11 protein-coding genes are annotated in these 14745 nt (G+C 44.7%); 6 read left to right on the top strand and 5 right to left on the bottom strand.

The features are described from left to right. From RIE73_RS01640 to RIE73_RS01625, 4 genes are all read right to left on the bottom strand, one after another. The coding region (locus tag RIE73_RS01640) for a hypothetical protein (protein ID WP_446399521.1) at positions 1-1073 on the bottom strand (1073 nt) is incomplete at its 3' end. A 54-nt stretch (positions 1074-1127) separates the two neighbouring features. Next, entirely contained in the window at positions 1128-1427 is a 300-nt protein-coding gene (locus RIE73_RS01635; protein ID WP_446399520.1) for a hypothetical protein, read from the bottom strand. Next, positions 1424-2026 (bottom strand): IS607 family transposase, encoded by a 603-nt coding sequence (locus tag RIE73_RS01630; protein ID WP_446399519.1) that lies wholly within the window; start codon positions 2024-2026, stop codon positions 1424-1426. The genes RIE73_RS01635 and RIE73_RS01630 overlap by 4 nt, the downstream gene beginning before the upstream one ends. 73 nt (positions 2027-2099) lie before the next feature. Continuing rightward, entirely contained in the window at positions 2100-2609 is a 510-nt protein-coding gene (locus RIE73_RS01625; RefSeq protein ID WP_446399518.1) for a CIS tube protein, read from the bottom strand. Positions 2610-4087: 1478 nt separating this feature from the next. On the opposite strand from RIE73_RS01625, the gene RIE73_RS01620 reads away from it, so the two are divergent. The 3 genes from RIE73_RS01620 (at position 4088) to RIE73_RS01610 (ending at position 11522) form a co-directional block, all read left to right on the top strand. Continuing rightward, entirely contained in the window at positions 4088-8557 is a 4470-nt protein-coding gene (locus tag RIE73_RS01620) for a PAS domain S-box protein (protein WP_446399517.1), read from the top strand. Positions 8558-8693: 136 nt separating this feature from the next. Then, positions 8694-9749, top strand: a complete 1056-nt coding sequence (locus tag RIE73_RS01615; protein WP_446399516.1) for a diguanylate cyclase domain-containing protein — start codon at positions 8694-8696, stop codon at positions 9747-9749. Between the two features lie 255 nt (positions 9750-10004). Continuing rightward, positions 10005-11522: an adenylate/guanylate cyclase domain-containing protein gene (locus tag RIE73_RS01610; RefSeq protein WP_446399515.1), complete on the top strand. Its 1518-nt coding sequence runs from the start codon at positions 10005-10007 to the stop codon at positions 11520-11522. Positions 11523-11840: 318 nt separating this feature from the next. On the opposite strand, the gene RIE73_RS01605 is transcribed toward RIE73_RS01610, so the two are convergent. Further along, positions 11841-11963 carry a hypothetical protein gene (locus tag RIE73_RS01605; protein WP_446399514.1) on the bottom strand — a complete coding sequence of 41 codons (123 nt, stop codon included), beginning with the start codon at positions 11961-11963 and terminating at the stop codon, positions 11841-11843. 70 nt (positions 11964-12033) lie between these two features. Between RIE73_RS01605 and RIE73_RS01600 the strand changes: the two genes are divergently transcribed. The 3 genes from RIE73_RS01600 to RIE73_RS01590 all read left to right on the top strand — a co-directional run bounded on the left by RIE73_RS01600 (position 12034) and on the right by RIE73_RS01590 (position 14637). Continuing rightward, positions 12034-12531 (top strand): HNH endonuclease, encoded by a 498-nt coding sequence (locus tag RIE73_RS01600; RefSeq protein ID WP_006105078.1) that lies wholly within the window; start codon positions 12034-12036, stop codon positions 12529-12531. A 250-nt stretch (positions 12532-12781) separates the two neighbouring features. Then, complete coding sequence (locus tag RIE73_RS01595; protein ID WP_446399522.1) at positions 12782-14053, top strand: DHH family phosphoesterase; 1272 nt, start codon at positions 12782-12784, stop codon at positions 14051-14053. Positions 14054-14148: 95 nt separating this feature from the next. Continuing rightward, positions 14149-14637, top strand: a complete 489-nt coding sequence (locus tag RIE73_RS01590) for a hypothetical protein (RefSeq protein WP_446399513.1) — start codon at positions 14149-14151, stop codon at positions 14635-14637. The last annotated feature ends 108 nt before the right edge of the window (positions 14638-14745 follow it).

Below are 14745 nucleotides of genomic sequence, written 5' to 3'. Positions count from 1 at the left end.
CAGTTAGAGACACAGTAGTAATCGTGTCTACGATTAACTACAGAGCATCGACCAATAAAATTATTAAATTGATGTAGAGCGCTCCATACGTGCTTTCTCGGATTCACTCCGAGATAGGCGGACACAGAGCGCGGCAATCTCTCACTTTTATTCATGCCTCTTCTGGCAATTGCTAGGGCAGCTGCCACATCAGATGATAGTCCATACATTCGACTATATTTAACCAATCCAATCAAACTCGTGTAAGCTGGATTGCACAAAGAAAGAGTTATTCCCCGGTTAGATAAAATCGATGACAAAATCTGATAAAAACGACTGTATGCCCAGGCAGAAAGCATTCTAGCATATTTTTTCCCACGCTCTCTTAATTGAGCTTTCTTTCTCGAAAAATCTAAGCTTTCGCACAGAATAGGACTCTGAAAATTCGTTGCTAAAACAGCTAATTTCAGACAAACATCTACAAGTTGAGCATCTTGTTTACCTGTTGGTAAACCCGTCTTTATAGGAATAGTTCCCTGAGCTTTTAAATTTCCTTGTCCATCAACATAAGCCCAACCGATAGAACTAGGATTTAGATCGATACCCAGGGCACCATACTGAATTTCTCTACTAACTTTCTCCACCGCTGCGGGTGTGAATTGAACAGCGACCACCCAGCGATTATCCTTTCTATAGAAGTGCCATGTTTTCGCACCACTATTGGGTAATCTATTAATCTTTCTGGAGAAGCTGCCTATTTTTGATGTGACATATTTCCCAAATTTGGCTTCCAGACAATCCGGGACTCTCAACTTGAGAGTATCCCCAGACCATTGACAAGTTTGATTCCCATAATTTTCATCCGAGGAGCCAACAATAAAGACTGACCCTCTGGATACCTTCACTCTAATTTTCGCCGACAAGAGATGTTTAATTTGATTTTCTAGTCGGTAGATATATCGCTTTTTCTGATGCAAACCTTGACGCAGATGATGCCAGTTAGTTTTTCTCGTCTTCAGGTTTGACGATAAGGGAAAATTACAGCCTTTTGGGGAGGCTTGCCAGTTCTTTTTTCCATAGAACTTCCGAGCCAATTTAATTTTCTTCGTGGCTCTTGTTACCCAATCTTTCGCTGACTTAACTCGTGATTATAATTGCTTTATCTGGATATTTCTACATTCTTTGGCAGAGGCAGTTTTTCCTCTAGCTAATGAAATTACTCCGTTAGCATAACGCTTACTAAGTCCGTATTTCTGTTGCATAAGACTATTCCACCTGGATTGATTAAATTTGACTTCTTTATTTAATAAATGATTAACGATTTCAACTGTTGCTTGATAAAATATATCGGACAATGACGTTAAAAACATTTCCAATTCGGTAAAACCGATGGGGTTAAGTTCATCGGCGGGAGTTGGCAAGCCTTTGCAATAAGTGAGAGTCGTCATAACTTTTTGGCTACCTCCCTCAGTTCATCCACTATTTTTTTGTTCTTATGACTTCGACTTCCATATAGACGAGCGGAAAATACTGTGATAATTTCTAATACATCTGCCGCTAAGTCTTCCTCGAATATACTATCATCAGAACGGTTGATAATTATTACCTCTGTACCAAACGTCTCACATAATGTGAAAATTAAATCCGAACCAAATCTCAGGAGTCTATCCTTATGCGTTAATACCAACCTTTCTACTTGGTAACTGGTAATTAATTTGATTAATCTAATCAGTCCTTTCTTTTTATAGTTCATGCCACTACCGAGATCTTGAATAATCTCAAATTCCCATCCCTGTTTGGCACAGTAGCTTTCCAAGACTAACACCTGTCTATTTAGATCGTCTTTTTGGTCATGACTAGATACTCTGGCATAACCAACGGTTAATTCGTTACCCGATTTATTTCCAATTAAGTCAGCAATATCGTATCGACGATGACCGCCAGCCGTCCGAGAAGATCGTATTTTGCCATTGAGTTCCCATCGGTGCAAAGTTTTGACCGTCACACCTAGTAGAGTAGCTGCTTCTTGGGGGGTTAAACTAGACATTCCCTGATTATACCATAGAAAATGTCTAGTTATGTCACTAATTGTCTAGATATTGACGGACTGTTAGTTAACCCTAACGCCCACCACTCTGACGCTGGCTAGCACGGGGTTGGGGCGTTCCCATTCCCGGTTGAGACACAGACTCATCAATCTCTTCTAACGTTAAGTTAACTGACACTCGGACTGGAGTCCCATCTGGCAGAAACATGGTCAAGTTATAATCAACTTTTGTAACAAAACACCGAATATACTCCAGGGAACCCCAGGTAAACACATAAGTGGGCGGACGTTTTTCCTTTCCTTCCCCCGACTCGGCAAAATTTACCGCTTTCTCAAAGGGTTTCAGGTAACGGAGGACGTTCTCACCTGTCTCATAGGTATCAAAAATAATATCGTTAATCGAGAGGGTAACGGGTTCAGGATAGGCAAAGTTGACCTTGGGTAATCCTCGACCCGTTCGCGCTCCACTACTTTTTGTTAAGTTAATTTGCTGGCTAAACGCCAATTGGTTAGGGTTAAACATGAAATCAATTGTTCCCCCACCATCTGTAGAAATCAGTTGGGCTTTAACAAGTTGTGACATGACCGATTACCTCTGACTCAGTTTTTCCGCTGGTTGCCAACGGTTTATTGTCCTTATCTGACGCTGAGTTTTCCAGAAAGACTCTTACTGACTACTCTACCAGAGAGTTGAGAAAAGGGCTTACCCACCTGTAAGGTAATCAGCCCCTCTTATGCCAAGATTCAATTAACCTTGTGCGTAACTTGTTTAAGTCTTGTAAAGATGTTCCGGCGGAACATCCCTACGATTGTGATGCTGTAGCATCTAATAATTTCACGTAAGCAATAGGGAGAACAAGGGGCCAAAATAGCGTCGCGATGCCCACAGTGAGGAAAGATAAGACGTTTTGCTGAGGTGATAGTCCTGCTCCTTTTTTGAGAAAGCGTAACCAAGTGGCTAATAAATAAAGCCCAGTCAACATGTAAACACTAATAAGCAAAAGTGTCATCTTTCAACTCCAGGTATAAATAAACACAACTCGTCAAAGTCCCAGGTATTATATCAGATGTCTATTAAATTGGCTAATTGTTACTGGTTTGTCTAGTCTATCTGGATGAGTTGTGAAATAGCTATCTGGACTGGGCCCCTTTATGAATCAATCTGCCTAACCCTTTGAATCGGGTTCAGCATAACCTATCTACGACTTGGATACGGTCGCGTTCAATAACCTTACGTAAGCAATGGGAAGGACAAGGGGCCAAAATACTGTGGCGATACCAATAGTGAGTAAGGATAAAACTTTTTGCTGGGTTGACATTCCTGTTCCTTGTTTGAAAAAGCGTAACCAAGCTGTTAATAAATAAAGTGAAACAAGCACGTATAAACTGATAAGCCAAAGGTTCATAGCAAGACCCAAGATATAGATGAAAACAGGTGGATCAGATTTTATCGTCTACGAGATATCTGATCTGTTTGTACTCTTCAAATTATCACCAATTGTCAAAGTGTACCCTGTGTTACCTGTCTTTGAGTTCGGTGATATGCAGACGATAAACTTGTGAGTAATTTGCGAGTCAACTGTGATCATTATCATAAAACAGTATGAGAATGATCACAGTCAAGACTGCTTGACTGATTCAAGGATAATTTCCTCTGTCTCGCTAGACTAACGTGACACGATACAAAGTAAAGTCAAATATTACTGATTTAAAGATTTGTCGTTAGGGATTAAACGCTGATAACACTAACATGCTGACGACGAACCTAGCTTAAGTCTGAATATCACTGACTTGAAAGTTTAACCATCTGATTGAAATTATCGCTTTGAGTTAAAATGTTAGACTCTAAGGGGGTTCGCTCTCCCTATTCCCTCTGATGGTGATCCGATTTTAGAGTTGAGATTGTAGCCGCTTGGCGGATGGGGAAAGGATAGGTTTTGTGGGAATGGTATTGGTGCTATCTCGATTGCCCCCATAAATCCGCCCCAAGTAAGCGCTTGATGGGTTTATTTCACAGCGTATAATCATTCATCCTGGATAATTTAAACGTTAGAAAGTCCGATGAACAGAACCTGGAATCTTTCTCCGTTAGGACGATATTTTCTCAACGTCTTAGCCCTGACGCTAATTTATATCGCTACTGCCCAAATTTTTAGCCGTCAGAATATTATCATTCCCGCCGGAATTAGTCAAGCCGCCCTTTTGTTACTGGGGCGCAATCTGTGGCTGGGTGTGGCTTTGGCTGAGTTATCTAGGGCGCTATTGATGGGAATTCCGGGAACGGTGGCGATCGCGTCTTGTTTAGGCTGTACGCTACAAGCTTGGTTGGGTGTAACGTTGGTTCAATCCTGGGAGATGCATCCAGGGTTAAATCGTCGCCGGGATGTGGTCAAATTCCTGGTGGGTATGGTTCTATTATCCTCCCTGGTGAGTCCGACTCTTCGTCTGTTGGGTGAAGTTTTGGCGGGGGAATGGGGTGCAGGGGATTGGCTGCGGTGGTGGTTGAGTAATGCGATGGGACTTTTAATTGTTACGCCTGTACTGTTAACTCAGGGTTATTCAATGATGCAGTCGGGGGATGAGGGGAATGAGGAAGATGAGGGAGATGGGGAAGATGGGGAAGATTGTAGAGACGTTCCGATGGAACGTCTGGGAGATAGGGGAGTTATGCTGTTCATTCACAATTTGGGTAGGGGCGGGTTTAGTTCTATCTGGGTTAAGTCAAAAACGATAGTAGTGAAACCCGCCCCTACAAGCTATGGCGAAGGGTTGACACTCATCATTCAAGTTGGAGTGTGGCTGATTGGATTGGTAATCGTGAGTGGGTTGGTGTTTGGGGTTTTCTCTATTCCCCCTAGTTCCTCGGTCATTGTCACGGATAGTTATGTAACAGACTCTAGTCTAATTGGCGTCCAATTTCATCAAAAACTTGCCACTCAGTTAAGCGAGTTGTTAAATCAGCCTTTCGGTCAAATTGACTTAAAGTATTTGCTATTTCCGTTTATTTTAGGGTCAGCCCTACAATGGGGTCAACGGATCACAACATTGGGTATTGGTGTAGTCGCGAGTATCGCTTTTTGGCAACAGGCTGAAAGGTTTGAGTCGTTTAATCAGGTTATCGTTTCCCAAGATGTGTTTATCGCCATCTTCGCCATAACCACCCTGATTGTCGCTGCTATTGTCAGCGATCGCGCCAAGGCTTACCAAGAATTATGCGATCGCAATACCCAGTCTCGCCATCTGGCTGAACATCTGGATCAACAGTTCCAAGAACGAACCGCCGCCTTGAAAGCCGCTAATCGCCAACTCTTAGCCGAAGTGGTGGAACACAAGCAGATGGAGAAAGCCTTGCGGAAAAATGATCAACGTCTCGCCCTGTTGGTGCAACAAACTCCCTTAGCGGTGATTGAATGGAATACAGATGGAGACATTGTGGATTGGAATCCGGCGGCGGAAAGCATTTTTGGCTATCGTCGAGACGAAGCTTTAGGTCATCCGTCTACCCTAATTGTACCCCCTGCTGCCCAAGCTAAAATTAAACAAATTAAAGCTAAACTTTGGTATGACAAACAAGTTGCTCGTTCCTGTAATCAGAATATCACCAAAGATGGCAGAACCATTATTTGTGAATGGTATAATACACCGCTAATTGATAGCCAGGGGAATCTTGTTGGGATTGCGTCCATGGCATTGGATATTACTCAACGTCAGGAAACACAAACGGCTTTGCGGGAGAGTGAGGAACGGTTTGCTTTAGCGATTCAAGCCAATGATAGCGGATTATTTGACATTAACTTCAAAACCAAGACCTACTATTATTCCCCCCAATTCCTGCAACTGATTGGTTATCCCGAAAACCGTGATACTCCCAGCTTTGATGAGTTGATGGGGCGGGTTCATCCAGAGGATCAGTCGATGGTAAAAATCAGCATCGATCAACTTTTCATTAGTGAACTATCGCAGTGGAAATTAGAGTTTCGCATGGTTCACTCTAATGGTTCAACCCCTTGGTTTTTATCGCGAGGATTGGTTCTGCGGGATGAAAATGGTAAGGTGACACGCATTGTCGGGACCCATACGGATATCAGCGATCGCAAACAAGCAGAAGCCGCCTTACTGGAGAGAGAGGAACAATTCCGTCAACTGGCGGAAAATATTCGGGAAGTGTTCTTTTTAACCACACCCGATTTAAGCCGCATGTTTTATCTGAGTCCCGCTTATGAGGACGTTTGGGGACGATCCCGCGAAAGTCTTTACGACCAGCCGATGACCTGGTTAGATAATATTCATCCCTACGATCGCGATCGCGTGGCGGAGGCGTTAGGGAAACAACTGCAAGGGGAACAAGACTTTGAACAAGAGTACCGCATTTTACGTCCCGACGGGAGTGAACGCTGGGTTTGGGTGCGGACGTTTCGCGTGTTTAACGACAAGGGTAAAATGACCCGTATCGCTGGGATTGCTGAAGATATCACTGAACGCAAATATTCCGAGGCTGAACTGCGGCGTCAAACCCTACAACGGCAACTTTTTGCCGAAATTACCCTGAAGATTCGCCAATCCTTACAACTCGATGCCATCCTGCAAACGACTGTAACGGAAGTGCGCCGAATTTTGCAAGTGGATCGAGTGGTGATCTACCAACTCAATGATGATGGAACTGGTGTAATTATGACCGAAGCTGTGGTTCCTGGCTGGACACCGATTCAAGGACAAGAGATTTATGATCCCTGTTTTCGGGAAGGCTACCTAGATCAATACCGCCAAGGGCGCATTCGCGCGATCGAGGATCTCTACCAAGCTGACTTAGAACCCTGCCATATCGAACTTTTACAACCCTTTGGCGTAAGAGCGAATTTAGTCGTTCCCATTCTACAACGAGAGAACCTCTGGGGTCTATTAATTGCCCATCAATGTAGTGGTCCGCGACAGTGGGAAATGTTTGAAATTGAACTATTGAGTCAACTCGCGGATCAGGTCGGAATTGCCCTCGCCCAGAGTCAACTGTTAGAAGAACAAACCCGAATTAGTCAACAGTTAGCCGAAAAGAATGTACACCTGGAACAAGCCCGCCAAGAAGCCGAAACGGCTAATCACGCTAAAAGCGAATTCTTGGCAAATATGAGTCATGAACTCCGCACTCCCCTCAACGGTATTTTAGGCTATGTCCAAGTTCTCAAACGCGAACCCCATCCCACCGCCAAGCAACAACAGGGACTGAGTATTATTCAACAGTGTGGGGAACACCTGTTAACCCTACTCAACGATATTTTAGACCTATCTAAAATCGAAGCCCGGAAAATGGAGTTATGTTTAAGTGAATTTCAGTTTCCCCATTTTCTGGAAGGCATTATCGAAATGGTTCGTATCCGGGCGGATGAAAAAGCCATTGCGTTTCACTATCAACCTCTCTCTCCTTTACCTAAAATTGTCCGGGGTGATGAAAAACGATTGCGACAGGTGCTAATTAATTTGTTGGGAAATGCGATTAAATTTACGGATCAGGGGAGTATCACATTTAAAGTGGGCTATACTTCAGCCCAAGAACCAGCGACAGAAGCATCTAGCACCATGCGCTTTCAAATTGAAGATACCGGAATTGGCATCGCGGCTGAACAATTAAACGATATCTTTTTACCCTTCCATCAAATTGGCGATCGAAATCGCCAGGTGGAAGGAACCGGATTAGGATTGGCGATTAGTCAGCGATTAGTTCAACTCCTTGGCGGCGAACTTCATGTCGAAAGTCATGTTGGTCAAGGGAGTACCTTTTATGTGGATTTAGAGTTACCCGCCGTCTCTCCGGATCAAGCATCGGATGTTGTGGAAGACCGAATTATTGTTGGATTTCACGGTTATCCACGCAAAATCTTGATTGCCGATGATCAGTGGCAAAATCGCTCAATTTTAGTCAATTTATTGTTACCCTTAGGATTTGAGGTACTCGAAGCGATCAACGGTGAAGACTGTCTCCAGCAAGCCCAACATGAACACCCTGACGCGATTTTAATGGATTTGATCATGCCCAAACTCGATGGATTAGAAGCAACTCGACGGATACGAGAGATGCCATCGTTACGGGATACCGTTGTGTTGGCGATTTCAGCGAGTGTTTTTGGAGAAAAACAACAGCAATCTATCGCTGCAGGTTGTAATGATTTTATTGGACAACCTGTACAAGCCAAAACCCTGTTTGCCACGCTAAAAAAGCATCTCAATTTAGAATGGATTTATGAATCCGACGAAGCGCCCAGTAGTGTTTACCCTCAGGAAAAAGTACCCGAACCAAATGCAGAGGTTTCGATTACTCCCTCACAGATTGTTGCGCCACCCCTTAAGGAAATGAAGATTCTCTATGACTTAGCGATGATGGGTGATATTAAAGGGATTAGTGAGCAAGCCGATAAACTTGAACAACTTGATTCGCGATGGGTTCCATTTGCCAAGATACTACGCCGTTTAGCTAATGGATTTCAGGAAAAACAAATTCTAGAGTTTGTCAAAAAATACATGAACGAGAGAGGGGATTAAACGTGTTTAGTTTGGTTTGGTTTGTAGGGGCGGGTTTTACTACTATCGTGTTTTCCTGCACCCAGATGTAACTAAACCCGCCCCAACCGAGTGTATAACGAAGGACAAATAACAAATGACGAATGACGAATAACAAATGACGAATGACAAAGAGACGATTCTCATTGTTGATGATAATCTCACCAACTCAGAAGTGCTGTTAGATTTTGTAAGTGAGGCGGGATACCAAGTTATCCTGGCAAGGGATGGTGACAGTGCAATCAAAAAAGCTGAAGTTGAGCATCCCGATATCATTTTGCTGGATGTGATTATGCCAGGAATTGATGGGTTTGAAACCTGTCGGCGTCTGAAAGCTAATCCGGCTACCCAAGATATCCCAGTAATTTTTCTCACCGCCCTGTCGCAAACGGCGGTGATCATCAAAGGATTTGAATTAGGCGCAGTTGATTATATTATTAAGCCTACCCAGCAGGAAATCGTGTTAGCACGAGTGAACACGCATCTAACAATTCAAAAGCTACGCCAAAATCTGCAAGCCCAAAATCAGCAACTCCAACAGGAGATTCAGCAACGTCAAGAGGCTGAAGCGAAACTGCAGAAAGCGAATGCTCAACTGAAGCGTTTAGCCACGTTAGATAGTTTAACTCAGGTGGCAAATCGGCATCGATTTGATGAATATTTTAACCAAGTGTGGCGGATTTCGCGACGAGAACAATGGGTATTGTCGTTACTTTTATGTGATGTAGACTATTTTAAACTCTACAATGATACTAAGGGACATCAAGCTGGGGATGAATGTTTGTATAAGGTGGCGCAAGCGATGAAACAGGTGGTAAAGCGTCCCGCTGATTTAGTCGCCCGCTATGGGGGAGAAGAATTTGCGGTGATTCTACCGAATACCCCAGCCCAAGGCGCGTTACAAGTTGCCAAATTTATTCAGTCGAAGCTGATTCAGTTGGGTTTGACACATCCGCGATCGCCGATTAAAAATTCTGTCACCTTAAGTGTAGGGGTATCTAGCACTGTTCCTTGTCATCAAACCTCTCCGGAAGCGCTAATAGCGGCGGCGGATCAAGCATTGTATCAGGCAAAAGAAACGGGACGCGATCGCGCGGTTTTTCTGCCACTGGACGATCCTCACTCTCAGAGTGTATGCTCTATACCTTCACCCTCTAGTTCCTCACCGAATTGATCCGCTGTAGAGACGTGCCATGGCACGTCTGGAAGCTAGGGGAGCAGAGGAATAGGACAATAGTTAATTTTCTAACGGGAGACAATAAAATAGCTGCGATCGCCAAGTAAACGTAACAGATTGGCAACAATACCAGTATATCTGCTCTGGCTTGATTTTGAGGTTGGTGTATCTTCCATGTCAGGCTTATCATCTATTGTTTACCGTTTATGGCACTTCATCAGGGAATGAATCATGAACGATGAACGATAAACTATGAACCAAACTACGTCAGCCCCGATGAATGATGAACATTCTAATCAAGGCGTCATCGTTATTGTCGATGATACTCCTCATAATCTCGGTGTCCTGTTTGACTTTTTAACCGATTCTGGCTTCAGAGTTTTGGTGGCGCAGGATGGGCAAAGCGCTCTGCAAAAAGTCGAGTATGCCAAACCCGATCTCATCTTACTGGATGTGATGATGCCGGGGATTGATGGCTTTGAAACCTGTCGTCGCCTGAAAGCCAATCCAGCCACACGGGATATCCCGGTGCTGTTTCTCAGTGCGCTGTCTGATGCGGTGGATAAAGTCAAAGGATTTAATCTGGGAGCGGTAGACTTTATCACTAAACCCGTGCAGCAGGAAGAAGTTAAAGCTAGAGTGACAACCCATCTGGCACTCCGGAACCTGCAAAAGCGGCTAGAGGAACAAAATCTGCAACTCCAAGCCGAAATACAAGAACGACAACGGGCAGAAGCTTCCCTGCGCCAAGCGGAAGAGAAATATCGCAGTATCTTTGAACGAGCCACCGAGGGCATTTTCCAAGCCACGCCGGAAGGACGCTACATCACGGCGAATCCAGCCCTAGCCAAAATTTTAGGCTATACCTCCCCCGAAGATCTCATGGCACAGGTGAGGAATATTGGAGAACAACTGTATGTGGAACCCACCCGCCAGGAAGAGTTAGCCGCCTTAATGCAGCGCTACGATACCTTAGCCGACTTTCAGTCCCAGGTTTATCGTAAAGACGGCAGGATTATTTGGGTTGTGGAAAATATCGATACGGTTAAAGATGAAGCAGGTCAACTGCTCTACTACGAAGGAACGGTATCAGATATTACCGAACAAAAACAAGCCGAAGTCGCCCTCACTCGTGCCCGCAAACGTGCGGAACTCCTGCTGTTGAATATCTTACCTCAACCCGTAGCAGAGGTGTTGAAGCGGGGTCAACGCACGATCGCCGAGAGTTTTAAAGGGGTGACGATTATGTTTGCCGATCTGGTTAATTTTACCAAGTTTTCCACCCAAACCTCACCCACCGAACTGGTTGAACTGCTGAACCAGATTTTCTCCAAATTTGACCGACTGGTTGAGGAACATGGCGTAGAAAAAATTAAAACCATAGGTGATGCGTATATGGTGGCGGCGGGACTCCCTCGGCGGCGTCTGGATCATGCTCAGGCGATCGCCCAGATGGCGTTAGAGATGCAGCGAGCCATTTCTGAATTTAACCACGAAACCGGAGAAAATTTTCGCCTCAGGATTGGCATTAATAGTGGTCCGGTTGTTGCGGGTGTGATTGGCATTAAAAAGTTTAGCTACGATTTGTGGGGTGACACGGTGAACACGGCTAGCCGGATGGAGTCTCATGGCTTACCAGGTCGCATTCAGGTAACACAGGCGACTTATGAATTGCTCAAAGACGAATACGAGTTTGAGGAACGCGGTGTGATTCAGATTAAAGGTAAGGGAGAAATGACAACCTATTGGCTGCGGGGGAAAAAAATTTAGTAGACCAAAACATTTTCAGTTAAGTTCGCTCCGAGAGCGGGGGAGCCGAGGAGCTGGGGGAAAACTGTGCCAATTTGTTTTTGTATTACCTGCTACATTTCTCGGATCGTCATTCGTCATTCGTCATTTGTCATTTGTCATTCGTCATTCATCATACTCGCGCAAGCGAGAAGCAAGCTACGTCATTCGTAAGGGTTTGAGGAACATTCACAGAACTTAACATAGTTCGGTTTATTTCCACCGACTTACTTTGATCTGAACTTAATGATTCAACTTCTATATTTAGTGTTTAAATGATTAAAATCAAAACTGAAAACACTAGATATAGGATACACCTAACTTAAAACTTAGACTGAACCCCCAAGCTAGGCGGAAAAATTTCGGCGTTGGAGAATGACAAATCTGCGATCGCGCTGATGTTTCGCTTTGATAAGTGATCATGAAAACATTACCCAGCCCCATCAACCTGTGTTACTATCTGGAATAATATTCACTTTATTTCGATCTCCTAATGAGCAAGGTTCTGGTGTTAAACGCCTCCTACGAACCGCTCAATGTCACCAATTGGCGGCGAGCGGTTGTTTTGATGCTCAAAGGCAAAGCGGAACAGATTGAACACAACGGCAAATATGTCTATCCCGAGTTACCGCTTCCCACAGTTATTCGCTTGCGCCATTATGTTCGGGTTCCTTACAAAGAAATTCCCCTAACCCGCCGCAATATCCTCTACCGCGATAGTCATTCTTGTCAATACTGCGGATACACGGGAGATGATTTAACCCTCGATCATGTGATTCCGCGTTCTCGACACGGGGGAGATTCTTGGGAAAACATCGTCACGGCTTGTGTACGGTGTAATGTCAAAAAAGGGAACCGAACGCCCAAGGAAGCCAACATGATATTGCGACATCAACCCCGCAGACCCTATAGCAGTTTGCACTTTGAGGTGGCTAAACAGGTTAAAGGTGGAGTCCATCAGGAGTGGCGAAAGTATGTGATTGGTGTTTAATATCAAATGCAGGTAGGACATCAATTTCCGCCAATCAAAAGCTCAAGTCGGATAAACCTTTGAACCCGTTTTAACGGAACATAAGGTTTTAGCCCGTCAACGCGGATCGACTTCTGGCGATGCTAACGAAAAAATCTCAGTATTGGGCTATAAGGTATAACAGTGGGTTCCAATGCCCATTCAATCACCAGCCCCTGTTCCAGTGGCGATTGGTGCGACACTAGACCGATGGCTGAATACCTTGTCCGCAATGGAATCCAACTCACTTAAATCTGTCAATAATAACGCTCTACCCAGTAAAGCATCACGTTCGGATGGGAGTACGGTGGCTTCCCAACAAAAGAAAGCTGCCCAAAAAAATCCCAATCACCGCAGTAATCATACCCGTGAACCTCGGCGGCGTTTTGATGCATCCCAAGCCAAGATAGGAGAACTGCAACAGGTTTTGGATCGTCACAGTTCAGAACGCCAGCTTATTGTCATTCAAGATTTCCCTGATCCGGATGCTTTATCAAGTGCTTGGGCGTACCAGTTAATTGCCCAACAGTACAATATCCAATGTGACATTGTATATGCCGGAACTTTGTCTCATCAGGAAAACATTGCCTTGGTCAAGTTGACCAACTTACCTGCTAAACGCTGGGGGATTCAGACATTGAAGGATCGGGATTTCTCCGTGTATCAAGGTTGTGTGCTGGTGGATAATCAGGGAACCACAACCCAATTAATGCCCTTTGTCAAACAAGCTGGTCTTCCCGTTGTTGTCCTGATTGATCATCACAATCCTCAGGATGATCTAGACGCAGAATTTACCGATTTACGCCCTCAGACAAGGGCAACTGCTACGATCCTTACCCAATACCTGCAAACCGGGTTACTTAAGCTGGATAGTAGTATTAGTACCCATGTTAAATGTGCCACAGCACTCATGCACGGTTTACGTGCCGATACCGATCGCCTAATGCGGGCGACAGACGAGGATTTCCTCGCGGCGGCGTATTTGAGTCGTTTCTATGACGTACAGTTACTCAATGCTGTCCTGCAAACCGCACGATCGCGACGAGTCATGGATGTGATTGAGCGATCGCTGAAAAACCGCATTGTTCAGAATAATTTTTCGATGGCGGGGGTTGGCTATTTACGGTACGATGACCGGGATGCGATTCCCCAAGCGGCGGACTTTTTAGTGACTGAAGAAAATGTCCATACGGCTGTCGTTTATGGGATTGTTCACAACGAAGACGAAGAAGTCGAAGTCGTGATTGGTTCCTTGAGAACCAGTAAAATCACCCTTGATCCCGACGAATTTATTAAAGAAGCCTTTGGTCAAGACAATCAAGGACGATTCTTTGGTGGCGGACGCATGACTGCTGGTGGCTTTGAAATCCCGATTGGTTTCTTAGGTGGCTTTAATGACAATACGGAATACACCAAGCTCAAATGGGAAGTCTTTGATATTCAAATCAAGCAAAAACTCTGGCGTTTAGTTAATCCCAAAGATAATGTGATTCACGCCGATTAAACGAGTATGGCTCTTTAGCATGGCAGACTCAATATTTATGCGGAGGATCACCCCCAACCTTGTAGGATTTGGACAATGCGATCGCAAAAACGTTCATGACCGATAGCTCCCCAACAGCAATCCTTCACCTGAGTGACCTTTGTCGAGACAAACCTGAACGCCCCGGATGGTCAATCACTTTCGGAGCAACTTGTGCGGATGCTGCTGCCGTCTGTCTCGATGCTCAGGGGCATCAGAGTCCTGTTATCCTGCAAATTAGTGGAATCCAACCTAGTGAAATTGAACTTCAGTGGAATGCGATCAACTATACTATGCGCCGATTTAATGCTGATCGAGAAGTCGCCACCGAATATGGAGCCTATGGTATCGCAGCACTCATCATGCCCCACCTGACTAACCTCACCATTATCGAACGCTCGGTTAAAGGAAAAGGCTTTGGCTTCGATTTTTGGCTTGGCTCCATTGATGATGCAGACAGCCTGTTTCAGCGCAAAGCCCGCTTGGAAGTCTCAGGTATTCGTCAAGGTTCTGAAAGCATCATCCAATCCAGAGTTAACTTGTCCGCCGTAAGTCCCCCGTCATAATTTTAAATTTGACGGTGGGATATAAGGCGGTTTTAGTGTTATAAGAGATGCAAACGGTTATACAGGAATGTTCTTCCGGGCTTGTGAGAGTGAAAGGTAGGCTTATAC

The sequence above is a fragment of the Coleofasciculus sp. C1-SOL-03 genome (assembly GCF_040220555.1).
GTDB lineage: Bacteria > Cyanobacteriota > Cyanobacteriia > Cyanobacteriales > Coleofasciculaceae > Coleofasciculus.
Note: the sequence above shows the minus strand (reverse complement) of the source record. Positions and strands in the feature narration are given on the sequence as shown.

Coding starts and splice junctions, on each gene's coding strand:
- RIE73_RS01620 (WP_446399517.1), top strand. CDS start 4,088: ATGAACAGAACCTGGAATCTTTCTCCGTTAGGACGATATTTTCTCAAC.
- RIE73_RS01615 (WP_446399516.1), top strand. CDS start 8,694: ATGACGAATGACAAAGAGACGATTCTCATTGTTGATGATAATCTCACC.
- RIE73_RS01595 (WP_446399522.1), top strand. CDS start 12,782: ATGGAATCCAACTCACTTAAATCTGTCAATAATAACGCTCTACCCAGT.
- RIE73_RS01630 (WP_446399519.1), bottom strand. CDS start 2,026: ATGTCTAGTTTAACCCCCCAAGAAGCAGCTACTCTACTAGGTGTGACG.
- RIE73_RS01625 (WP_446399518.1), bottom strand. CDS start 2,609: ATGTCACAACTTGTTAAAGCCCAACTGATTTCTACAGATGGTGGGGGA.
- RIE73_RS01635 (WP_446399520.1), bottom strand. CDS start 1,427: ATGACGACTCTCACTTATTGCAAAGGCTTGCCAACTCCCGCCGATGAA.
- RIE73_RS01610 (WP_446399515.1), top strand. CDS start 10,005: ATGAACCAAACTACGTCAGCCCCGATGAATGATGAACATTCTAATCAA.
- RIE73_RS01605 (WP_446399514.1), bottom strand. CDS start 11,963: ATGATCACTTATCAAAGCGAAACATCAGCGCGATCGCAGATTTGTCAT.
- RIE73_RS01590 (WP_446399513.1), top strand. CDS start 14,149: ATGACCGATAGCTCCCCAACAGCAATCCTTCACCTGAGTGACCTTTGT.
- RIE73_RS01600 (WP_006105078.1), top strand. CDS start 12,034: ATGAGCAAGGTTCTGGTGTTAAACGCCTCCTACGAACCGCTCAATGTC.